Raw genomic sequence first — 24,014 nt, 5'->3', positions numbered from 1 at the left:
TGTTGCTAGTTTAAGGACTTGTGCAAACTATCGGCAATTGCCTTTTTGGGAACGATAATGGTGCTGTCTTTGAGGTTTGGCCCATCGAGCACCACCCTATCGCCTGCTTTGAGGCCCGACTGAACAATCAGAAACTGCCCGTCGTTGGTAGGCTTACCCGTAATGGCCACGCTAAACACCATATTATTGGATTTAACCACACGCACAAACTGCTTGTTTTGCAGTTCGTAAGAGGCGGCTTGAGGCACCAGCAAGGCACTATCGATGGTACGAGGCACCCGAACCGTAGCACTGGCGCCACTCCTGATGATGCCCAACGGATTGGGAAAGGTGGCTTTAAGACTGGCCGTTCCGGTTTCGGTAGTGATCAATCCGCTGGCGGTTTCTAGCTTTCCCTTCATCGAATAAACCGTACCATCGGCGAGAACCAATGTTGCTGCAGGAAGTTTGTTGAGCTTTTCCTGCAAAGTATTGCCCTTGACCTTGCTCGAAAAAGAAAGCAGCTGCTTTTCGTTAACAGAGAAATAGGCATATACATTGCCGGTATTCGACAACGTAGTTAAAGGCTGGGTGGTGGAACTACTTACCAAGGCTCCAATTTTGTAAGGAATAGAACCGATAGCGCCGTTTTGCGGGCTTCTGATCATGGTATAGCCCAAATTGGTTTGCGCATTGGCCAAAGTGGCCTGTGCTTGTGCCAAGGAGGCTTGTTTTGATTCTAAAGTATATTGGGCCGACTTCAGCTGATATTTGCTAACAATGTCATTCTCAACTAGCGGGCGTACCTTTTCCAGGTCCATTTGGGCGGCATCCACATCGGCAACCGCACTTTTAATGGCTGCCCTGGCCGTAATCACGGCTTGCTCGTATTGCGGATTTCTGATTTTGAAAAGCAACTGCCCTTTTTTAACCGTGGCGCCTTCGGCTACATAAATGTTTTCGAGGTAGCCATCTATCATTGGCCTGATTTCGATAATGTCTTCGCCCTGCACATTGGCCGGAAAATCGTTGAAAGTAGTTACCGTATCGGGTACCAGCGTAAGCACTTCATATTGGTTATTGCCGTTTTTATCGTCTTTCTTTTTCTGATTGCCGCTACAAGAGACCAAAATAACCAGTGCCATTACCAGGTAAATGAACGTTCCTTTTTTCATATAATTAGACTTAATGATTTGAAAACTTCTTGGCCAATAACTGCCTGTTAGAATGGCCTAACATCAAGTGGTTTAACGCCATCTCCAATTAAAATTCGAACCCCTGCCAAACTGCCCAAACAACAGAAGCATGGCAACACCTAGGCCTTGGCAACAAGCCAAATGATCTTTCCCGAATCGATAATTGAATATAACCAATATCATCAAGACAAACAACCCCTAAAACACTGAAAATCAATCTTAAAAACCAGCTTGAACAATTAAAGACAAAGCATAAAACAGCTTTCCTATCCATTAAAGCCTTTTGATAGTTAACTTATAGCTTACTAAATTGATTTAAATGAAATATCTGTTATTGTTGAAATTTAGATAGTATATTTAGTTAACCATTAGCTTAACTACTTTCTGCTTATGCCTGTAAAGCACAATTCGAAATTCCGGATAAGGAAAATAAAAAAATTCTTTGGTCTTTTGGGGCCCGGATTAACTACCGGCGCTGCCGACGATGATCCTTCGGGCATTGCCACCTACTCGCAAACAGGCGCACAATTCGGCTACGGACAGTTATGGACCGCTTTGTACATGCTTCCATTTATGACGGCGGTTCAGGAAGCCTGTGCCAGGATAGGCTTGGTAACCGGAAAAGGCTTGGCAGCCGTCATCAAAGAGCATTATAGTCGCAAGGTGCTTTATGCCGTAGTAGGTTTGGTGGTAGTGGCCAATACCATTAACATTGGAGCCGATATTGGAGCCATGGCCGCCGCGGCACAGTTGTTGGTTCCGGTTCATTTTGTAGTACTGACCCTGTTTTTTACCACTACGGTGCTCCTGCTCGAAATCTTTACCAGCTATCGGGCGTATTCTAAAATACTGAAATGGCTGGCACTGGCCTTGTTGGCCTACCCTATTACGGTATTTATTATCGACCAGCCTTGGCCTACGGTACTTAAGGCTACAGTAGTGCCACACTTCGAATTTTCTTTCGATTTCCTATTTATCATTACAGGGGTATTCGGCACCACCATTACGCCCTACATGTTTTTCTGGCAGGCCTCGCAAGAAGTAGAGGAAGAACAGGCCAAAGGATTGTTCAGGGACGGGAAACCGCGAATTGGCTGGCCACATATCCATGCCATGCGCAAAGACAACAACATTGGCATGGTTATCTCCGAATTTACCACCTGGTGCATCCTTTTGGTAGGTGCCACGGTTTTGCATAACAGCGGCGTAACCGACGTTAAGAATGCCGCCGATGCGGCCAAGGCGCTCGAGCCTTTGGTCCATTCTTTCGAACATTCGGGCTATCTGGCCAAACTGATATTTTCTGTGGGCATTATCGGGCTGGGCATGCTTGCCGTTCCGGTGCTTTCGGGCTCGGCGGCCTATGCCGTAGCCGAAGCTTTTGATTGGAGCGCCAGCCTTAACCTCAAGCTTCAAAAAGCCTATGGTTTTTATGCGGTCATCATTGTTTCTACCTTAATTGGTCTTACCATCAATTTTATCGGTATTGACCCCGTAAAGGCATTGGTATATACGGCCGTAATCAATGGCGTAGCTGCCGTTCCGTTGTTGTTTCTCATTGTTAAGATTGCGGCCAGCGACAAAATCATGGGCGAATACAAGAGTGGCTGGCTTTCTAAAACCTTGTTGTGGATTACCTTTTTTATCATGGGCGCGGCCGCCATTGCCTTGTTTTTTACTACTTGGAGCTAAACCCGATCACACAACAGAGATTGGGTTACAACTTTCGCTAATTGGGTTACGCATTCCTTAAAATGGGTTCGGAACTTTGTGCTATCCTAAAATAAGAAAGATGGACAAGCTAAAAATCTTGATTGTGGCAACCAATACCAGCAAATATGCCAGTGGCAAACGGGCTACGGGTTTATGGCTCAGCGAGCTTACGCATATTTACCACGCCGCCAAGGCAAAGGGCTACACCATTACCATTGCAAGTCCAAAAGGTGGTCTTATACCCATCGACCCCGAAAGCCTCAAAAGCTTTATGCTCGATCGCATGACTAAAATGTATTTGAACAATAGCCAATTTATGGAACTTTTGCAGCGCAGCAAATCTTTAGCGCAAGTGCTAAACGATGAATTTGATTTGGTGTACCTGGCGGGTGGTCATGGCACCATGTACGATTTTCCCAACGATACAGCTTTGCAAACCCTTGTTAGCAGACAATACGAAAGCGGAAAAATGGTAGCCGCTATTTGCCACGGCGTTTGTGGCCTGCTCCATGTTAAATTGGCCGACGGAACATTATTGATCAAAGGAAAAACCATGACGGGTTTTAATTGGTTTGAAGAAAGCCTGGCCCGCAGAAAAAAAGAAGTTCCCTTTAATTTGGAAGCCAGCTTGAAAGAAAGAGGTGCCGATTATAGGAAAGCTTTTATCCCCATGACTGCCCATGTGGTGGTTGACGGAAATTTAATAACCGGGCAAAATCCCTTCAGCTCAAAGAAAATGGCAAAAGTGGTAATGCGCGAACTGAAGAATAAATTAAACCGATAAAGCGATGCAAACCATATTGGGTGCCAACGGACAAATTGGCGAAGAACTGGCCAGAGCGCTAAAAAAAGATTTTACCTCCGATATCCGGATCGTAGGCCGCAAGCCACAAAAAGTAAACGATAGCGACCAGACTTTCGTGGCCGACCTCTCCATAAGGGCAAATGCCATAGCCGCCGTTGAAGACAGCGAAATAGCCTATTTTACTTTGGGTCTACCCATGGATTCGGCCTTGTGGGAAAAACAGTTTCTGCAGATTACCCAAAACGTAATCGATGCCTGTATAATCAATGGTACCAAACTGGTATTTTTCGACAACACCTACATGTATCCGCAAGATGGCCGTGTGCTGACCGAGCAAACGCCATTCGAACCCGTAGGGCGCAAAGGCCGGGTAAGAAGCGAAATGGCCAAGCTATTGCTCAAAGCCATGGATACCGGTCAGTTGGAAGCCGTTATTTGTCGAGCACCCGAATTTTATGGTCCTGGCAAAACGCAGAGCATTACCAATTCGCTGCTGTTTGACAAGGCTAAAGCGAACAAAAAGCTTAAAGTTCCATTGAGGGACGACAAAGCGAGAAGTCTGATCTGGACTCCCGATGCCAGCAGGGCCACCGCCTTGATTGGCAATACCCCCGATGCTTTTGGCCAAACCTGGCATTTGCCGATTGACGAGCACAGGCCTACGTATAAACAGCTTATTGCTATGGCATCGGAAGTGTACGGCAAACCGTTGCAGTATACCATCATCCCTAAATTCTTTTTTAAGCTAGGTGCCTTATTGAGCAACCGACTGAAAGAACTACAGGAATTGTTGCCGAGATACGAACACAACAATATTTTTGACGACAGCAAATTCAGGAAACGCTTCCCCCATTTCAAATCCACCAGCTACATAGAGGGCATAACGCAAATAAAAAACGAACAGGAAACCAATGGGAATGTCTAAATTGGCTTTAGATTACATGAAAGTACCCAGCAACATTACATCAATTACTGCCCTGCATAAACTTTTGAACCTGAAAGGCCCTTCAAATCCGCTGATCAGTGTATTTGATTTTAACGAGGTTCAAATTGCCCCAGAAACAGTGCTCAGCGCCATCACTACCGATTTTTATGTGGTAGCGCTGAAAAAGGATTGTGCCGGCAACAAATGCAGGTACGGACAACAATACTATGATTTTGCAGAAGGTATCATGTATTTTATTGCGCCCGGACAGGTTTTGCAGTTTGATGATATTTTACTGGCCGAAGTGAAGGGCTTTGTATTGGCCGTACATCCCGATTTTTTGTATGGTTATACCTTGGCCACACAGGTTAAAAACTATGGCTATTTCGCCTACGCCAGCAACGAGGCATTGCATCTTTCTGAAAAGGAAGAAAAATCCATCCTGGATATCATAGCGAACATAGGCAGGGAAATAGAGGCCAACATCGATGCTTTTACGCAGGATCTGCTGGTGGCTAACCTCGAACTGCTGCTCAAATACTGCGACCGTTTTTATAATCGCCAGTTCCTGACCAGGAAAAAAGTCAGCAGTGATTTGCTAATTAAACTAGAAACCCTCCTCGACGATTATTTCAGCAACGAAAAACTGGCCATCAATGGCATTCCAACGGTTCAGTTTATCGCCGACCAGTTGCACCTCAGCGCCAATTACCTGAGCGATATGCTTCGGGTACAAACCGGACAAACCACGCAACAGCACATCCAAAACCGGCTGATTGGCAAGGCCAAGGAATTATTGTCGACCACCCAGCTATCGGTATCGGAAATTGCTTATCAGTTGGGCTTCGAACATCCGCAATCTTTCCATAGGCTGTTCAAAAACAGAACGGCTGTTTCTCCGTTGGCATTTAGGCAGTCGTTTAACTGAAACTCATTCCATAAAAAAGCCCCATTGCGGGGCTTTTATAAATCTATCTTAGCGGCCAAACTTCAACCTCAGGTAAATCTCGAAGCTACCGTTGGTGTAATTGTTCAGCGAAGAAGTATTGGTCGTGTATAAGCCACTGATCAGGTATTTTTTCTTATAATCCATGCCAATGCCAAAGGTCATGTTTTCAGAGCTGTGGTAAATGGCCGAAAGCAATACCTGTTGGTTTATCAGGGCGGCCTGTGCACCCACATCCAAAATATCCTTGTAACCCTCTATCATGCGATAGGCTACCAAGGGTTCAATCAGCTCTTCTGACAATCCTCCGCTAGTCAGCGGAATTTTATAGCTGATTGCCGAATAAAGCCTCGAGATATCGGCTTGTTTGGTATTATCTCTGTTAAACAACTTATTAAGGTTGGGCAGCGAAGCCTGGAGGGTAAGGCGGCTGCTGGTAAAAGCCACGCCAAAATCGCCATCTACATAGGTTTCACGGTCGTTGTACTGGCCCACCAACACATCGTTGGGGTTGCCGTTAATGTCTGAAGTACTGAGGCGCTGGTTGGTAAAGCCCAACGAAACCCCAAAATGCAAGTTGTTATGTTCGTTTAAGGGCAAGTGATAAGCATAACTGGCCAACACCTTGGTTTGGCGTTGCAAACCTGCCTTATCGTTGTAAACGTTTAGTCCAACGCCCGAACGCTGAAAGCCATAATCGAAGGTAAACACCTGCGTAACCGGGGCACCCGGTATGTTGTTCCACATGCTTCTCAGTCCCGCATTTAAATTAATGCCGTGTTCGATACCGGCAAACGAAGCATTGGCTTGGTAACGGTTGTTGAAATATTGGCTCGACATCGGATCGAGCTGGGCATTGCTGTTTAAGGCACAACATAACGTGCCTAAAACCATTAATATTCTTATTTTTTTCATCTGATGAGTATTGTTAGGTTGTTATTTACTTTGGCGCACAATGGTAATGAAGCCTTTTTGTTTTAATTTGCCTGGTCCAAAATCAATGATATAGAAGTAGGTTCCCTCGCTAAGCGGCGTGCCGTTTACGGTACCTTCCCAGCTGTTGTCGTAACCTTTTTTGCTGTAGAGTATCCTACCCGATTTATCAAAAATCTTGACTTCGTTATTTGGATAAAAGTCGATGTTTTCGACTACCCACTTATCGTTTACCCCATCACCGTTTGGCGAAAGGATGTTGGTTGCCTCTACCTTAAAGTCTTCAATTACTTCGATAGTGATGCTTTTTACATCGCTGCAACCTGTAGGATTGCTAGCCGTAACCGTGTAGGTGGTCGTTACCGACGGACGAACGCTCAGTGTAGCCGTATTCTGTCCGCTGATGATGCCACTGGCATTTGCCCAGGTATAAGTTGTGCCTCCGCTGGCATTCAATTGCGTAGTAGTGCCTTTGCTAATGGTATTGCCTTTGCTCGAAACAATCATCACTCCAGGCAATACATTTATGGTGAGTGTGCCATTTTGATATTGGAAAGTGTAGTTTGTAGCAAGGCCTCCAGCAACAGTAAGGGCATAACCACCTGCCGGTGAACTGGCATTGGCTGGAGTGGTTACCGATGGAGCAGTACCCAGTGCCGAAGCAGATTCACCATTTACAAAACCTGAATAAGTAATGGTAAAGGCTGGATTCTGCTGCCCAAAACAACGGGCTTTATCATCGGCTTTGGCCGTAAGTGCCACTTTGTTTACGGTTAAAGTACCGCTAACAAAATTCAGTTGGTAATTAGCCGAAGTTAGTCCCCCTGGCGTAATGCTGTAAGTACCCGCATTAATTGCTCCTTGTGCATTTCCGGCATAAGCAAGTGTGCCAGTTAAGCTGTTGCCTGCATTGTCGCCGGTAATAAAGCCAGCATAGGTAACCCCATTGCCACCTGTAAAGGTCTGTCCGTTATAATTTCTGCTCAAACCGGCTGCCGTAACATCAAGTGCTTTTTTGGCAATGCTGAGGTTGGCTCCAGCATAATTCAGCACGTAATTGTTGCTTAAGGCCAAGGTATTTTGCTTAATGGCATAGGTACCTGCGTTCTCGCCAGCATCCCTGTTCAAGGCACCGCTAAAGCTATCGCCAGAAGCCAATGCCGGACTAAAGGTATAAGTCAAGGCTGGATCTACATCGCCGTAAGTCTTAGCCTTAGCCGCCACAGTTACCGTAATGGTTTTCTTGCCGATGCTCAGGTTGGCACCCGTATAGGTCAACGCATAATTGCTACTTAAGGCCAAGCTTCCTTGTTTGATAGCATAGGTGCCTATATTTTCGCCTGCATCTCTGGTTAGGGCTCCATTAAAGCTATCGCCACTTACCAAAGCCGGACTAAAGGTATAAGTCAGTGCCGGATCAACATCGCCATAGGTTTTGCTCTTCGTATCGGCAATTACAGCAATGGCTTTGGTTCCGATAACCAAATTGGCCCCAGTATAGGTTAACGCATAATTGCTGCTTAAGGCCAAGCTTCCTTGTTTGATGGCATAGGTACCAACATTTTCGCCTGCATCGCGCGTTAAGGCGCCACTAAAGCTGTCGCCGGTTACTAGTGTAGGGCTGAAGGTATAAGTCAGTGCCGGATCAACATCGCCATAAGTTTTGTTCTTGGCTGCTGCCGTTACGGCAATGGTTTTGGCTCCGATGGTCAAATTAGCACCTGTAAAGGTCAATGTATAATTGCCACTCAAGGTCAAACTGCCTTGCTTAATGGCGTATGTGCCTACGTTCTCGCCTGCATCTCTGGTTAAGCTACCGCTAAAGCTATCGCCGGTTACCAGCGCAGGGCTGAAAGTATAAGTCAGGGCCGGATCAACATCATTGTAAATCTTGTTTTTCGAAGCGACAGTTACTGCAATGGTTTTGGCACCAATAGTCAAATTAGCACCGGTATAAGTCAGCGCATAATTACTGCTTAAGGCCAGGCTTCCCTGTTTGATAGCATAAGTGCCTACATTCTCGCCTGCATCCCTGGCTAGACTTCCGCTAAAGCTATCGCCGCTTACTAGCGCAGGGCTAAAAGTATAAGTCAGGGCTGGATCTACATCGCCATAAGTTTTGCTTTTTGCTGCTGCTGTTACCGCAATGGCTTTGGCTCCGATAGCCAAATTGTCACCGGTATAAGTCAACGCATAGTTACCACTTAGGGCCAGGCTTCCTTGCTTGATGGCGTAAGTGCCCACGTTCTCGCCTGCATCTCTGGTTAGGCTTCCGCTGAAGCTATCGCCACTTACCAAAGCCGGACTGAAAGTATAAGTCAGGGCTGGATCTGCGTCACCGTAAGTTTTGCTTTTTGCCGCTGCTGTTATGGCAATGGCTTTAGCTCCGATAGTTAAATTGGCACCTGTATAGGTCAACGCATAGTTACCGCTTAAAGCCAAACTTCCTTGTTTAATGGCATAAGTGCCCACGTTCTCGCCTGCATCACGGGTTAGGGCTCCATTAAAGCTATCGCCAGTTACCAAAGTTGGACTAAAGGTATAAGTCAGCGCTGGATCCACGTCACCGTAGGTTTTGCTCTTCGTGGCGGCCGTTACGGCAATGGCTTTAGCTCCGATAACCAAATTGGCACCCGTATAAGTCAACGCATAGTTGCCACTCAAGGCCAAGTTTCCTTGTTTAATGGCATAAGTGCCTACGTTCTCACCTGCATCACGGGTTAAGCTACCACTAAAGCTATCGCCGGTTACTAGTGCAGGGCTGAAAGTATAAGTAAGCGCAGGATCAATATCGCCGTAGGTTTTATTTTGCGCAACGGCCATTACGGCAATGGTTTTGGCACCAATGCTCAGGTTGGCACCCGTATAATTTAAAATGTAATTATTGCTTAAGGCCAATGTTCCCTGCGCAATAGCATAAGTACCCACATCTTCGCCAGCTGCACGGCTTAATGAACCTGTGAAGCTATCGCCGGTTACTAATGTTGGGCTAAAAGTATAAGTCAAAGCTGGATCGGTATCGCCATAGGTTTTGCTTTGCGCAACGGCTGTTACTGCAATGGTTTTCTTGCCAATGGTCAGGTTCTCGCCAGTATAGGTGAGATCGTAATTGGTACTTAGCGTCAAGCTACCCTGCCTAATGGCGTAGGTTCCTACTGCTTCGCCTGCATCGCGCGTTAAAGCGCCACTGAAACTATCGCCAGTTACCAAAGCCGGACTGAAGGTATAAGTCAGCGCAGGATCAACATCGCCGTAAGTTTTGTTCTTCGCTGCAACGGTTACTGCAATCGCTTTTTTGGCAATAACAAGATTGGCTCCGTTATAAGTGAGATCGTAGTTGGTGCTCAAAGCCAGGCTTCCCTGTCTGATGGCATAGCCTCCTACACTTTCGCCTGCATCGCGCGTTAAAGCTCCAGAGAAACTATCGCCGGTTACCAAAGCAGGGCTAAAGGTATAGGTCAGCGCCGGATCGATATCACCGTAGGTTTTAGCCTTTGCATCAACTGTTAACACAATTGCCTTCTTGCCTATTGTTAGGTTTTCGCCTGTGTAAGCAAGGTTATAATTGGTGTTCAGCGCCAAACTTCCTTGTCTGATGGCATAGGTTCCCACGGTTTCGCCTGCATCGCGGGTTAAAGCCCCCGAGAAACTATCGCCAGTTACCAAAGCAGGGCTAAAAGTATAAGTCAAAGCCGGATCGGCAGCACCATAGATTTTGCTTTTTGCATCAACAGCTATAGCAACAGTCTTTTTGCCAATGGTTAAATCGGCGGTGGCAAAGTTCAATACATAATTGCTATTCAAGCTTAAACTGCCCTGCCTAATGGCATAAGTTCCTACGGTTTCGCCTGCATCGCGGGTTAGCGCTCCAGAGAAACTATCGCCACTTACCAAGGCTGGCGAGAAAGTATAGGCCAGAGCCGGATCGGCAGCTCCATAAATTTTGCTGTTGGCCGTGGCTGTTACGGCAATGGTTTTGGTGCCAATGGTGAAATCGGCACTGGTAAAGTTTAATACATAGTTTGCATTTAAGCTCAAGCCACCTTGCCTAATGGCATAGGTTCCTGCGCTTTCGCCTGCATCCCTGCTTAAAGCGCCACTGAAGCTATCGCCGGTTACCAAGGCTGGTGAGAAAGTATAGGCCAAAGCTGGATCGGCAGCGCCATAGGTTTTGTTGTTGGCTGTAGCGGTTACGGCAATGGTTTTGGTGCCAATGGTCAAGTTGTCGCCAGTATAAGTGAGATCGTAATTGGTACTTAAAGCCAAGCTGCCTTGCTTGATGGTGTAAGCGCCTACGGTTTCGCCTGCATCGCGGGTTAAAGCACCACTGAAACTATCGCCAGTTACCAGAGCCGGACTAAAGGTATAAGTCAAAGCAGGATCGGTATCGCCATAGGTTTTGCTTTTCGCCGCTGCTGTTACGGCAATGGCCTTCTTCCCAATGGTGAGGTTTGCACCGTTGAAAGTAATATCATAATTGCTGTTCAGGGCCAAACTGTTTTGCGTAATGGCATAAGTGCCGAAAGCTTCGCCTGTGTTACGGGCCAAGTTACCTGTGAAACTATCGCCACTAACTAATGTAGGGCTAAAAGTATAGGTCAATGTCGGGTCGGTATCGCCGTAAGTTTTGGTCTTTGCATCAACCGTTACCGTAATGGCCTTTTTGCCGATGGTCAGGTTTGCACCGTTGAAAGTAATATCATAATTGCTGCTCAGGGCCAAACTGTTTTGCGTAATGGCATAAGTACCGAAAGCTTCGCCTGTGTTGCGGGCCAAGTTACCTGTAAAATTATCGCCACTAACTAATGCCGGACTAAAGGTATAAGTCAAAGCCGGGTCGGTATCGCCGTAAGTCTTGGTCTTTGCATCAACAGCCACGGTAATGGCTTTCTTGCCAATGGTTAAATCGGCAGTGGCAAAGTTCAATACATAATTGCTATTCAAGCTTAAGCTACCCTGCCTAATGGCATAAGTTCCTACGGTTTCGCCTGCGTCGCGGGTTAGCGCTCCAGAGAAACTATCGCCACTTACCAAGGCGGGCGAGAAAGTATAGGCCAAGGCCGGATCGGCAGCGCCATAGGTTTTGCCATTGGCGGTAGCGGTTACGGCAATGGCTTTGGTACCAATGGTGAAATCGGCACTGGTAAAGTTTAAGGTGTAGTTTGTGCTTAAGCTCAAGCCACCTTGTCTAATGGCATAGGTTCCTGCACTTTCGCCTGCATCACGGGTCAATGCCCCACTGAAGCTATCGCCGGTTACCAAGGCTGGCGAGAAAGTATAAGCCAAAGCCGGATCGGCAGCGCCATAGGTTTTGCTATTGGCGGTAGCGGTTATGGCAATGGTTTTAGTACCCACGCTTAAATTAGCACCCACATAGGTGATATTGTAATTGACGCCCAAATCTAAACTGCCTTGTCTGATGGCATAGTTATTTACACTCTCTCCTGCATCTCTGGTTAGGGCTCCATTAAAGCTATCGCCAGTTACCAAAGCTGGGCTAAAAGTATAAGTTAGGGCTGGATCGGTATCGCCATAGGTCTTGCTTTTTGGATCTGCTGTTACCGTAATGGCTTTCTTGCCGATGCTCAGGTTGGCACCATTGAAAGTAATATCGTAATTGCTGCTCAAGGCCAAATTGTTTTGCGTAATGGCATAAGTGCCGAAAGCCTCGCCTGTGTTACGGGACAAGTTACCTGTAAAACTATCGCCGCTTTCCAATGCCGGACTAAAAGTATAAGTCAACGCCGGATCGGTATCGCCGTAAGTTTTGGTCTTTGCATCAACCGTTACCGTAATGGCTTTCTTGTTAATGGTAAAAGCACTGCTATTGCCTGCGGCCTGAACCAATAGGTAATTTGCCGCACTCAATCCGCTACCCGTAATTGGATAGCTACCTGCCGGACTCAGCGTTGTAGCCGTGCTGCCAAAAGTCAAAGTACCTGTTGTAGCGGTACCTTGACTCTCGCCATATTTAAAGCCGGTTACCGTGCCTGTAAATGCCGGATTGACGGCACCAAACGCTTTGCTGCTTGCCGTGGCATTGTAAGTCAGGGTTGCCTTGTTAATGGTAAGGGTCTGTGTTTGCTGAACCGCCGCAGTAAAAGCATTGTTTCCTGGCTGATTGGCATAAACGCTCACCGTTCCGGCTCCTACAATATGGAGCTTACCAACCACTATCGTAGCCACATTGGCATCGCTGGTGGTATAGACAACCTGCAATCCAGAAGTAGCTACTGCACCCAAATCAAAATCAGCATCGCCATAATTGGCTTGAGCAGTAGCCGCAAAAGTAATGGTTTGTGGCGCCTGAGGCGTAGCCGATACATCGGCAGTTGCAGTACTTTCGTTACCCAAGGCATCAAGCGCTGTAATACGGTAATAATAAGTTGTTCCATTGGTTAAACCCGTATGCGTATAACTAGTAGTTCCAGAAGCTATGGTTTGAAGCAAGGTAGTTGGACTGGCCGATGTACCGCCATATACCTTATACGATGCCAAATCGCTTTCTATATTGGCATTCCAGTTCAGTACGTTTTGCTGATTGCCTTTTGTGGCCACCAAACCTGTTGGCAAAACCGGAGCAATGCGATCGATGCTGTACACCTCTCCACTGGTAAAAACCGCTTGCGCATTGGGCACTACCCCAGCAATATTGGTAAAATCAAGTCTTAGGCTACCCTCTCCAACGATGCCCGTTATAGGGACATCCCAGGTAGTTCCGGTGCCCGTGGGCGTACCTATACTTGCACCAGTAACGCCCGTTGAAACCAAAGTAAAGTCGCTTGCGTCTACCCCTGTTACAGGCGCTGTAAATACCACGCGATAATTAACCGAAGCCGCATTGGTAGGCGATGTATTTAACCTGGAAATGGAAACAACCGGATTAGGCAAAATAGTTACCGTTACGGCCAAACGAGAGGCGCTTTCGCAATTGCCAATAGTTTGTGTAACGTAATAGGTAGTGCCGTTAACCAGTGCAGTAGTTGAAGGCAAGAGGTTGCCCGCTGCCGATGCATCATACCATTTGAGATTGGTTCCGGTAACTTGTAAATCGGCCAATGTGCCCGATACATAAATATTTTGTGCCGTTGATCCTGCAGGCAAAGGTGCCGGAGTATTTACGGTATAAGTAATTTCGATTAATCCATCTGTAAAAGTAGAAATTTCGGTTGATGTATTGGTAAATGCGGCATCGAGGTAGTTAGAACCACCAGCACCGCCGCCACCGCCGCCAGAGGCCAACGTTTGACAGGATGGCGTACTACCAGAACCACCAGCACCACCGCCACCACCTAGGTAACCGCCGCCGCCGCCACCGCCGCCAATCCCGCTTAATCCAATCGAAGAGCATAGATTTAAGCCACCGCTGCCCAAACCACCGGCACCACCAATTGCTCCTGAACCAGTGGATCCATCAATACCCACATATCCCGCATGGCATCCTACTTCGCTATGTACACCACCCGCCTGTAGGCCACCAACTATACCGCCGCCGCCGCCACCACCGCCACCGTTGGTTGCATCAACTCCATTTGAACCCGCCAAACCACCGGCACCACCATTGCCGCCATTGAAACTGCCTTGATGACAGCCGGCGTTACCACCGCCACCACCACCGCCTGCTACAATAATCCTGTTAGACGGATCAACACCATTTAGCCTTACATCGCTGGCGCCACCACCGGCACCGCCACCCTGGCCACCTGTATTGCCGCTACCACCGCCGTTGTAGCCACCACTGGCACCATTGGCTGCTCCACCTACGTAAAGCGAAAAGGTTTGGCCTGGTGTAACCGAAAAAGTGCCTTTTACCTTTGCGCCAAAACCACCAGCGCCGCCTTGGGCGCCTACAGAGGAGCCTCCACCGTTTGCGCCCTTGCCGCCATAAACGGTAATGGTAATTTCTGATACACAGCCGGGCACCACAAATGTTTGCTGGCTGCCGGTATAGTTAAATGTTTGGGTAGTCTGCGCTCTTGAGTTTAAGCAAAGCAAAAGCAATAAAAGAAATAGGGTAAGATTCTTTTTCATAATTGTTGTTCTACATTTTCATGATGTAATAGCCAACAAGCTATTTCCCTGGACTTTGGTCAACAAAAAATAGGTTGAACGCCTTTTACAGAAGAAATGGCATGCGAGATCCGTAGAACCGAAAAAGAAAAGTAAAGTGTGAGAGTGGAGCGTTTCAGATCGAGCATATTTAGCTTGTTTGCAACAGTTACATCCTAACTGTTGCAAACAAAACTACGAAACAAAAAAGCACTTGACATGCAGCATTTTGTCCTGTTTTATAAAACAGGACAATATTTTAAAAATAAAGGAGTTACAGGTGCCCAAGGGCTTACATTGCTTATAACTTTGGCTTAACGCAGGATTAATCAATAACGATTTTATGACCTACAACGAGCTGCCCGTAGATTTATACGGTCACATTTTGTTGAAACGCAATGCCTCAAAATTTTCTGCTAATTAATTGGCTATGTAAGGCCGTCCGTCAATCAATAATATGGTTTAGTCCTTGCTCCCTTAGCTTTTCGAGACCATCTTGCATGGCCTTAACCTGTTCTGGCGTATGCGCAACCCAGCTAGCCACCTCGCCTATTACCCTAAAAGGATGCACCGAGCGATAAGACCTCGTCGGATTTCCTGGAAACTTTTTATCGGTTACGTTGGGGTCGTCTTCAATTTCGCCGGTGGCCTCTACCAAGTATATTCGTTGTTTGCCATCGCCTTGGGCCAATTCTGCACCCCAAATGGCGGCCGTAAGCGTAGCCGCCACATACACATGGCTTAGCTTCCTATCGGCATAGTTGCATTGAAAGCCCGGACTGATGTAATCGCCAATTTTAAGATCGGCCTTGGTACCATGGAAAAAGGTTTGTGCAAAAGGGCTGTGCATCGGCGCTAAAGGCTGTTCGTTTTGGGATTGGTGCATTTTTTAGGGATTAGCTTAAGATAAAGTTACCGCCTGCAACAACATCTCGCAAATTTATAATAAGGTATGGATTGCGAGTCGTTTCTTAGCTATCAAAAAATTATCCAATTGTAAAATATACATAACGCAAACATCTTGGATTCTGCAACCAACGCATTTGTCCTGAATGCACCCAAGATTTGTCTTTTTAAACCAACCAAATCCGCTACAAATATCCGAGATTTGTATTGAACACAAAGTAAGTAGAAAAAAATGGGAAAGATTGTACTATTCATGCATTGCTCACTCGATGGCTTTGCAGCAGGCCCCAAGGGCGAAATGAACTGGATCCATGTAGACCAGGAAATTTTCGACTATGTAGCAACGAGGATTGCCGCAACAAATACCGCATTATACGGTCGAATCACCTTTGAGATGATGGAAAGCTACTGGCCTACCGCTGCCGACAAGCCAGGCGCAAGCAAACACGACATCGAACATGCTGCTTGGTACAAAACTGCGCACAAAATAGTGCTGTCAAATACCTTAGACCAGACAAAATTCACTAACACAACCGTCATCGGAGCGAATTATCCGGAAGAACTCCGCAAAATCAAACAAGAAACAACCGGAGAAATCCTTTTATTCGGAAGTCCAAGTACAGCCCATGCTTTGCTTAAAGAAAACCTTATTGATGAATGCTGGCTGTTCGTTAATCCGGTACTACTGAGCGAAGGCATTCCTGTTTTTGCAGACGTCCAAGCAAAGCAACAACTTAACCTCGTAAAAACTCAAGTGTTCAGTTCCGGAGTGGTATGCCTGCATCATGAAATGAAACGAGAAAGCTAATCATTAAAACTCGTAGTTTAGTCAGGGTAAGGTATATTAATCGCACACCAAACTGTTTAAAACATGGTTTAACATTAAATACCACAGTACCAACATATAAAAATTGTTAATTTCGTTTTCATTGTCTTGGGCCTGTTCTTCACCCCAAATAGCAGCTATTAGCGTATCTGCGACATACACATGGCTTAGTTTCCTATCGGCATAGTTGCATTGAAAGCCTGGACCAATGTAATCGCCAATTTTAAGATCGGCCTTGGTACCATGGAAAAAGGCTTGTGCAAAAGGGCTGTACATTGGCGCTAAAGGCTGTTCGTTTTGGGATTGATATATTTATTTTTGGGTGTATTTTATAGGAATTAGCTCAACCAAAATTAAGCTACACCTTAACTTGTTGCAAATTTAAGTGGCAGTTATAAGAGATAAATTGCTAAATGCGCCTTTAACAAATCGTTTGATTTTAAATATAGATGGCCGTTATTCTTTTGTAAAGGCGTGATATGAGTTTTAATATTCATTCAAAAATAAAGCCCCTCTTATTCAAAGGGGCAGTCGTTAAAATTCATAAAATTTGATATGATGTTAGACTTAAAGTTATTTGCACTTCATTGGTTTGCACTGTGTCCTGCATTTAGGTGCAGTACATCTTTTAGCCATTCCAACATATTCTTCTCCAAAATATTTATAATACAAATCTTTAGTTTCCTCAAAAGCGTCAGTTAAGTTTTGAGCATCTTGCGTTCCATTCATTCCAAAATATGGAAAATGATGCAGGAAATATCCGAATATTTGCTCGCAATCTTCTGCATATTGGACAGTATCTAGAATATGTTGATGCCAAAATTTATCTATTGCTCCATTTGGCACAATATCTTTATCTGGATACATACGTTTAAGAGCCAAAAATCTTTTGTATTGATACTCTGCATCATTACATTGAACTATTGTCCAACCTTGTCCTTCATCTTTGTCTTGAAGTTTTAATTTTAACATTGAGAAGTCCAATGACTCAATGTCCTCCATAAAGTTCGGCTTTGCCGTTTCAATTCTTAATGTTTCCATTTATTTAAAATTTATTAATTATTAAAAGCTAAAATAGAACTGAATGACGCAACCAGTTTGCGTCGTAATTTTTTTTATTTAACTTCCTAATTAAACTCTAAATTAATGTCTCAAAACAAACAACAAATCTCAAGAATTAAGGTAATTAATAGCTGTCTTTCGAATGGTGGCTATTGGCAGAAAAAAAAGCTGATAGAAAAAATCTCAGAAATTGATATAGATATAAGTGAACGAACCTTGGATTACGACATAAGTTTAATGCGACATTCGCAACAATTAAAATATTTTGCGCCCATTAAGTTCTGTAAAACAAATAAGGGATACTACTATAGTGACCTAGATTATTCGATAGACAAACTCCCTCTTACAGAAACTGACATTAAAAAGTTAGAGATTGCGGCAACAACACTAAAGCAATATCAATATATACCTCTCATGAATGAATTTACAACAACAATCGATAAGATAATCAGAGTTGTAAATAGAGCAAAACAAAGTAATCATGAGAGTATTCTAGATTTTATAGAGTTTGAAAAGACACCAGTTTCTGTTGGCTTACAGTTTATGGACACTATAATCAATGCTATTCAAAACAAAAAAGCATTAAAATTAACTTACCAAAAATTTGAAAGCAAAACCGCTGATGTTCATATCATTCATCCTTATTTTATTAAAGAATATAGAAACAGATGGTATGTAATTGCTTTGAATGATCGGAAACAGGAAATTAGAACTTATGCTTTTGACAGAATTAAAGAACTTGAGGAAGCAGTCGATATTTACATAAAAAACACAAAAATCGATATTAAGCAATATCTTACTCATTGTATTGGCATTAATTTAGAAGAAGAAATCGTTAAAAAAGTTATTTTAAAATTTACTTACAATGAAGGAAAATATATAAAAACTCAAAGCCTACATCATTCACAGAAAATTATTAGCGATAATAACAGTGGGCTTACGATCGAACTTAATCTAATTGTTAACTTTGAATTAGTTGGAATCATTTTAGGATATGGAAAGCAGGTTAAGGTTTTAGAGCCACAATCATTAGCAGATAAAATTGTCGAAATTGCTAGAGACACTATTAGACAATATAGGTAACTAAACTTTTCACAATCCAACTACTTCCCGATACAAAACTTACTAAAAATATTCTCCAGCAAATCATCGGTAGTAACCGTACCGGTAATTTCGCCGAGGTAATGCAGGGCCTGCTTAATATCCATGGCTAAGAAATCGGAGGTAACGGGATTGTCAATGTTCTGCAGTACGCGCTGTAGGGCGGTTTCGGTGTTTTTAAGGGCTTCTACATGGCGGATGTTACTCACCAAGGTTTCGCTGGTATTGATGTGATGCAGGTTAACTTTGGCCAATAATTGTTGCTTCAGTTCGTCTATACCCACGCGCTCTTTGGCCGTTAAAAACAGGACTTCCTGTTGCTCAAAAGCTTCACGCTTTTCAGGTGTCAGCAAATCGGCCTTATTGATAAGCGCCAAGTAAGGAATACCCAACTGTTTAAGTTCAGCCAATTGCACTTCCAGTTCTTCGGGACTTTGCAAAGCATCAACCATATAAATAATCAGCTTGGCCTGTTTCATACGCTCCAAGGTACGTTCCACACCTTTGGCTTCAATCACATCGGCCGTATCGCGGATGCCTGCCGTATCAATAAAGCGGAAAATCACGCCCTCAATGTTCAGCTCGTCTTCAATCGTATCGCGGGTGGTACCGGCAATGTCAGACACAATGGCCCTTTCTTCGTTCAGCAAGGCATTGAGCAAAGTAGATTTACCCACGTTTGGTCTACCGGCAATTACAATAGGCACACCATTCTTCAATACATTGCCCATCTCGAAAGAGGCAATCAAACGATACAAAACCTTGTTGATCTGCATAATCAGACTACGCAATTGCTCACGGTTGGCAAACTCCACATCTTCTTCCGCAAAATCGAGTTCCAGTTCAATCATCGAGGCAAAATGGATCAGCTGTTCGCGCAAATCCTTCAATTCGTTGGCAAAACCACCACGCATCTGTTGCAGGGCCACATCGTGCGAAGCTTTGCTGTCAGAGGCAATCAAATCGGCTACAGCCTCTGCCTGACTCAAATCGAAAGCACCGTTTAAAAAGGCGCGCAAGGTAAACTCGCCCGGCTTGGCTGCCCTCGCCCCTTTCCTGATCAACAAATTCAAAATCTGCTGAATAATGTAATTGGAACCATGACACGAAATCTCCACCACATTTTCTTTGGTATACGATTTGGGGGCAATGTACAGGCCTACCACTACTTCGTCGATGATGCTGTCGCCATCCTTAATCAGTCCAAAATGCAAGGTATGCGTAGCCTGTTGGGTCAAATCCTTACCCTTAAAAACCTGGTTGGTTAGGTTAACGGCATCTGGCCCCGACAAACGGATAACGCCAATGGCGCCACTTCCGGGAGGCGTAGACAAAGCAATAATGGTATCTGTAGTGTAGCTCATGCGTGTGAATGGAAGAATGCAAAGATAGGCAAATTAAAGACCAAAGAAAGGTAAAAGGCGGAAGGTTTTGAGGAGGAAGGAAGAATATCAATCAACATTTCCAACTACCAATGCCAAGCGAACCAATGAACTAATGAACCAATGAGCCAATGAACTAATGAACCCAAGGCGCAAACAAATTTGCTATATTCGTGTTACACTAGGGGAAACACAACAGCTATTTATGAAGGAACTACCACTAACCGTAAGGCGATCTATTGAACTATTAGGCGTAATGCTCGTTGCCGCCATCCTGATTTTGGGTCGCGACATCATTATGCCGGTTATCATGGCATTTTTCATCAGCATTATGCTCCTGCCTATCTATCGCTTTTTAAGGAGGCATAAAATACCCGAATCCATTTCCATTATCCTGCCCATTCTTTTTGTGCTGATTTTCATTGCGGGAATCGTCTGGTTCTTTTCGGCACAGATTGGCATTTTGGTCGACGATTTTCCGCAGATCAAGCAAAACGTAGCCAATCACCTACAATCGCTCAAAGAATGGATCAAAGAAATTTCTGGGGTTGAAATCACCAAGCAGGAAGATTTCATCAAAACAAAAAGCGACGACCTACTGGCCATGGGTGGTCGTGCGGCCAGTGGCGCTGCCGTGACCCTAAGTGGCGTTTTTGTATTTGTGGGTCTCTTGCCGATTTACATTTACCTCATTTTGTTCTATAAAGACATTTTATTGCGCTTCACTTTTATGTGGTTCAAAACACACGACCATCCCAAAGTGAAGGAAGTGGTTTTCGAAACCGAATCGATCATTAAAAGCTATCTAGTGGGATTGCTCATCCAAATTACCTACATGACGATACTTTTGGGTGGTTTGCTCATGCTTTTCGGCATTAAACACGCCCTGCTTATCGGGGTTATTTTTGCCATTTTGAACCTTATCCCCTATGTAGGAGCCTTAATCGGCAACGTGATTGGCGTCTTGCTTACGCTGACTTCATCGACCGAACTTTGGCCGGTATTAACTGTGCTGGGCGTCATTGCAGCCGTTCAGTTTTTAGACAACAACATCCTGATGCCACGTATTGTGGGCTCTAAGGTAAAAATAAATGCCTTGTTTTCTATTTTGGGCGTACTCATTGGCGGTGCCATAGCAGGAGTCTCCGGCATGTTCCTCTCCCTGCCCATCATTGCGGTACTCAAAATCATTTTCGACCGTACCGAATCGTTTAAGCAATGGGGTGTTCTATTAGGCGACGAAAGACCGAGCAAAAGCCCGATGAGCTTTCCCAAATTCAGGAAAAAGAGCCTTGTACACACTAAATCTGGCGTGATCGATAAAGAATAGTTGACAGTTTTCAGTTGGCAGTTCTCCGTCAGCAGTTTGCAATTGAACACCACATAGTCAACACACCACTCTTAGGCGAACTTAGGTACCTCAGGTGGTTAATTCCACAAAAGAAGTTTCCAGTTGGCAGTGTGCAGTTCACAATTGGAAACCACTCTTAGGCTAACTTAGGGGTCTAAGGTGGTCACCTTTTTAACAAACAAGCTACCGTTTCAGCAACTCGAAAGCAAACTTCAATATCGTTCCAAATACCACAATCAAAAAAAATATACGCACAAACTTATTGCCTTTGAGCAAGGCCAGCCTCGCACCAAAAAATGCACCGGCAATATTAAAAACGGCCATAGGCAAAGCATATTGGAACAAAATATGGCCCGTAGAACTGAAATAGAGAATAGCCGTCAGGTTAGTAGCCAGGTTAACCATCTTGGCATGGGCACTGGCCCCAATAAAATCGAAACCCAGCACGGCGATGAACACCAAAATCAGAAAAGAACCCGTTCCCGGACCGATTAACCCATCATAAAAGCCAATAACCAATCCGAATGTTGCCGCCAAAGCCACTTGTTTAGCAGCCGAATGGTTCTTATGCTTCTGGATACCGAACTGTTTGTTGAAATAAGTATAAACGGCTACACCAATAAGCACCACCAAAATAACAGGCTTAATCACCTGGTTGTTGATCATACTTACCGAATAGGCGCCCAACAAGGCGGCCAAAAATGCCATCGACGCACAAGCCACCAATACTTTGAGGTTAAACTTGACCTGCCTGCTGTATTTATAGGCCGCAATACTGGTACCTGCCAACGAAGGGATTTTGGTGGTACCCAACAAAGTAGCTACCGGGTAATGTGGCAAAACAAGCAGAATAGCGGGCGTTTGCAACAGGCCACCCCCACCTACAATGGCATCGATAAAACCAGCCGCAAAAGCAGCCAAACAAAGGAGCACTAATTCTTGAGCCATTTCTCAATTTTAAGTTGGCGGTTTTCGGTTTCCAATAAGCTAATGACGAATGAACCAGTGAACAAATGAACCAATGAATTACATCCTTTCCGGCACCTGGATTCCCAAGAGTTGCGTACCGTTTTTAAGCACATCGGCGGTAAGTTTGCAGATATTCAAGCGATGTTGTTTCAGCAATTGGTTCTCTTCCCTTACAATTGGCGGCGTTTCGTGATAGAACTTGTTGAACAATTTGGCCACTTCGTAAAGGTAGTTGGCCATAAACGCCGGACTATAAGCCTTGGCCGCATTCACCAATTCTTCAGGATATTTGGCCAGCAACATGATCATTTCCAATTCGGTAGGCGCCAAATCAACGCTATACAACGAACTGTCAGCCGTTAATTGGTAATTCGCTTTGCTTAACAGCGATTTGATCCTGGCATGGGTATATTGGATAAAAGGCCCCGTGTTGCCCTGAAAATCAATCGATTCTGATGGATCGAACAACAGGCGTTTTTTAGGTTCCACTTTCAGCAGAAAATATTTCAAAGCACCTAAGCCGATTTGACTGTAAAGCTTTGTTTTTTCCTCCTCGGTAAAATCATTGGTTTTGCCCAAGGTTTCGGTTTTTTCTCGAGCAGTATCAATCATTTCTGCAATCAGGTCGTCGGCATCTACCACCGTACCCTCCCTGCTCTTCATTTTGCCACTTGGCAAATCAACCATGCCGTACGACAGATGATGCAGGCCTTTGGCCCAGCTCTTGCCCAATTTCTCTAAAATGAGAAACAACACCTTAAAATGGTAATCCTGTTCGTTGCCTACCACATAAATCGACTCGTCCATGTGGAAATCGTCGTATTTCATTTGGGCCGTACCCAAATCTTGGGTAATGTACACTGAGGTACCATCGGCACGCAGCACCAGTTTTTGGTCAAGGCCTTCGGCAGTCAGGTCTATCCAAACCGAGCCATCTTCCTTCTTAAAGAAAACGCCTTTGGCCAAGCCTTCTTCAACCGTGTCTTTGCCCAACAGGTAAGTATTGCTTTCGTAATAATATTTGTCAAAATCTACGCCGAGCTTTTTGTAGGTGACGGCAAAGCCATCGTAAACCCAGCCGTTCATTTTTTTCCAAAGTGCAATGACCGCTTCGTCGCCAGCCTCCCAGGCCAACAGCATTTGTTGCGCTTCCTTAATCAACGGTGCATTTTTCTTGGCTTCGTCTTCAGTTTGTCCCTGAGCCACCAAGGCTTCGATTTCCTTCTTGTACTCCTTATCAAATACTACATAATATTTGCCTACCAAGTGATCGCCTTTTAAGCCCGAGCTCTCAGGTGTTTCGCCATTGCCCCATTTTTGCCAGGCCAACATCGATTTGCAGATATGGATGCCCCTATCGTTAACCAAGTTTACCTTAATTACGTCGTAACCTGCAGCGCCTAGCAATTCGGCTACCGAATAGCCCAACAGATTGTTGCGCACATGGCCCAAATGCAAAGGTTTGTTGGTGTTTGGCGACGAATATTCGACCATTACCTTTTTACCGTTCGGCTTGATCTGTCCAAAATCGGCGCTCAACAAATCATTGTTCAGCAAATTAAGCCAATAGCTATCGGCAATGCTCAGGTTCAGAAATCCTTTTACCACATTAAAACCGCTTACCACCTCTACCCGTTCTACCAAATAATTGCCAATGGCCTTAGCGGTTTCTTCGGGCGATTGCTTCGAGAATCGAACAATCGGAAAAACAACAATGGTTACTTGTCCTTCAAATTCCTTACGTGTTTCTTGCAGGTTGATTACGCTTTCGGCAACTTCCTCGTTATAAAGTTCCTTAATGGCCTTCAGCGTTTCGGTAATGATAAAATTCATGCCCAAAAATAGCGAATAAAGCGTAAAGCTGAAAGAGC

Annotated in this window: 16 protein-coding genes; 7 read left to right on the top strand and 9 right to left on the bottom strand. The window is 44.9% G+C overall.

What is annotated here, in order from left to right:
• Window positions 1-5: 5 nt before the first annotated feature.
• Complete coding sequence (locus VRU48_RS02575) at window positions 6-1,154, bottom strand: efflux RND transporter periplasmic adaptor subunit (protein ID WP_330106361.1); 1,149 nt, start codon at window positions 1,152-1,154, stop codon at window positions 6-8.
• 471 nt (window positions 1,155-1,625) lie between these two features.
• On the opposite strand from VRU48_RS02575, the gene VRU48_RS02570 reads away from it, so the two are divergent.
• The 4 genes from VRU48_RS02570 (at window position 1,626) to VRU48_RS02555 (ending at window position 5,546) form a co-directional block, all read left to right on the top strand.
• Window positions 1,626-2,867: an NRAMP family divalent metal transporter gene (locus VRU48_RS02570; RefSeq protein WP_330106360.1), complete on the top strand. Its 1,242-nt coding sequence runs from the start codon at window positions 1,626-1,628 to the stop codon at window positions 2,865-2,867.
• Between the two features lie 100 nt (window positions 2,868-2,967).
• Window positions 2,968-3,672: a type 1 glutamine amidotransferase domain-containing protein gene (locus VRU48_RS02565; RefSeq protein WP_330106359.1), complete on the top strand. Its 705-nt coding sequence runs from the start codon at window positions 2,968-2,970 to the stop codon at window positions 3,670-3,672.
• Window positions 3,673-3,676: 4 nt separating this feature from the next.
• Window positions 3,677-4,618, top strand: a complete 942-nt coding sequence (locus VRU48_RS02560) for an NAD-dependent epimerase/dehydratase family protein (protein WP_330106358.1) — start codon at window positions 3,677-3,679, stop codon at window positions 4,616-4,618.
• The gene (locus tag VRU48_RS02555; RefSeq protein WP_330106357.1) at window positions 4,611-5,546 is read left to right on the top strand and encodes a helix-turn-helix domain-containing protein; all 936 of its coding nucleotides are present in this window, start codon (window positions 4,611-4,613) and stop codon (window positions 5,544-5,546) included. Before VRU48_RS02560 ends, VRU48_RS02555 begins: the two co-directional genes overlap by 8 nt.
• A 48-nt stretch (window positions 5,547-5,594) precedes the next feature.
• Here the strand turns inward: VRU48_RS02555 and VRU48_RS02550 are convergent, their stop codons facing one another.
• From VRU48_RS02550 to arr, 3 genes are all read right to left on the bottom strand, one after another.
• The gene (locus VRU48_RS02550; protein WP_330106356.1) at window positions 5,595-6,479 is read right to left on the bottom strand and encodes a PorP/SprF family type IX secretion system membrane protein; all 885 of its coding nucleotides are present in this window, start codon (window positions 6,477-6,479) and stop codon (window positions 5,595-5,597) included.
• 21 nt (window positions 6,480-6,500) lie between these two features.
• Window positions 6,501-14,528 carry an MBG domain-containing protein gene (locus VRU48_RS02545; protein WP_330106355.1) on the bottom strand — a complete coding sequence of 2,676 codons (8,028 nt, stop codon included), beginning with the start codon at window positions 14,526-14,528 and terminating at the stop codon, window positions 6,501-6,503.
• A 463-nt stretch (window positions 14,529-14,991) separates the two neighbouring features.
• Window positions 14,992-15,396 (bottom strand): NAD(+)--rifampin ADP-ribosyltransferase, encoded by a 405-nt coding sequence (arr, locus tag VRU48_RS02540; protein ID WP_330107750.1) that lies wholly within the window; start codon window positions 15,394-15,396, stop codon window positions 14,992-14,994.
• A gap of 288 nt (window positions 15,397-15,684) precedes the next feature.
• Here arr and VRU48_RS02535 point away from each other — a divergent pair, with 288 nt between their 5' ends.
• Complete coding sequence (locus tag VRU48_RS02535) at window positions 15,685-16,260, top strand: dihydrofolate reductase family protein (protein WP_330106354.1); 576 nt, start codon at window positions 15,685-15,687, stop codon at window positions 16,258-16,260.
• A gap of 36 nt (window positions 16,261-16,296) precedes the next feature.
• On the opposite strand, the gene VRU48_RS02530 is transcribed toward VRU48_RS02535, so the two are convergent.
• Together VRU48_RS02530 and VRU48_RS02525 are read right to left on the bottom strand one after the other, a co-directional pair.
• The gene (locus VRU48_RS02530; RefSeq protein WP_330106353.1) at window positions 16,297-16,554 is read right to left on the bottom strand and encodes an NAD(+)--rifampin ADP-ribosyltransferase; all 258 of its coding nucleotides are present in this window, start codon (window positions 16,552-16,554) and stop codon (window positions 16,297-16,299) included.
• 297 nt (window positions 16,555-16,851) lie between these two features.
• Complete coding sequence (locus tag VRU48_RS02525) at window positions 16,852-17,319, bottom strand: glycine-rich domain-containing protein (RefSeq protein WP_330106352.1); 468 nt, start codon at window positions 17,317-17,319, stop codon at window positions 16,852-16,854.
• Between the two features lie 105 nt (window positions 17,320-17,424).
• Between VRU48_RS02525 and VRU48_RS02520 the strand changes: the two genes are divergently transcribed.
• Window positions 17,425-18,423 carry a helix-turn-helix transcriptional regulator gene (locus VRU48_RS02520; protein ID WP_330106351.1) on the top strand — a complete coding sequence of 333 codons (999 nt, stop codon included), beginning with the start codon at window positions 17,425-17,427 and terminating at the stop codon, window positions 18,421-18,423.
• 20 nt (window positions 18,424-18,443) lie between these two features.
• Here the strand turns inward: VRU48_RS02520 and mnmE are convergent, their stop codons facing one another.
• Entirely contained in the window at window positions 18,444-19,805 is a 1,362-nt protein-coding gene (gene mnmE / locus VRU48_RS02515; protein ID WP_330106350.1) for a tRNA uridine-5-carboxymethylaminomethyl(34) synthesis GTPase MnmE, read from the bottom strand.
• 223 nt (window positions 19,806-20,028) lie between these two features.
• Between mnmE and VRU48_RS02510 the strand changes: the two genes are divergently transcribed.
• Window positions 20,029-21,153: an AI-2E family transporter gene (locus tag VRU48_RS02510; protein ID WP_330106349.1), complete on the top strand. Its 1,125-nt coding sequence runs from the start codon at window positions 20,029-20,031 to the stop codon at window positions 21,151-21,153.
• A 204-nt stretch (window positions 21,154-21,357) separates the two neighbouring features.
• Here VRU48_RS02510 and VRU48_RS02505 read toward each other — a convergent pair whose 3' ends face one another.
• Entirely contained in the window at window positions 21,358-22,122 is a 765-nt protein-coding gene (locus VRU48_RS02505; RefSeq protein ID WP_330106348.1) for a sulfite exporter TauE/SafE family protein, read from the bottom strand.
• A gap of 78 nt (window positions 22,123-22,200) precedes the next feature.
• On the bottom strand, window positions 22,201-23,976 hold the full coding sequence (gene argS / locus VRU48_RS02500; RefSeq protein ID WP_330107749.1) for an arginine--tRNA ligase: 1,776 nt from the start codon (window positions 23,974-23,976) through the stop codon (window positions 22,201-22,203).
• Window positions 23,977-24,014 lie beyond the last annotated feature (38 nt).

Source organism: Pedobacter albus (assembly GCF_036324255.1).
Lineage (GTDB): Bacteria > Bacteroidota > Bacteroidia > Sphingobacteriales > Sphingobacteriaceae > Pedobacter > Pedobacter albus.
Note: the sequence above shows the minus strand (reverse complement) of the source record. Positions and strands in the feature narration are given on the sequence as shown.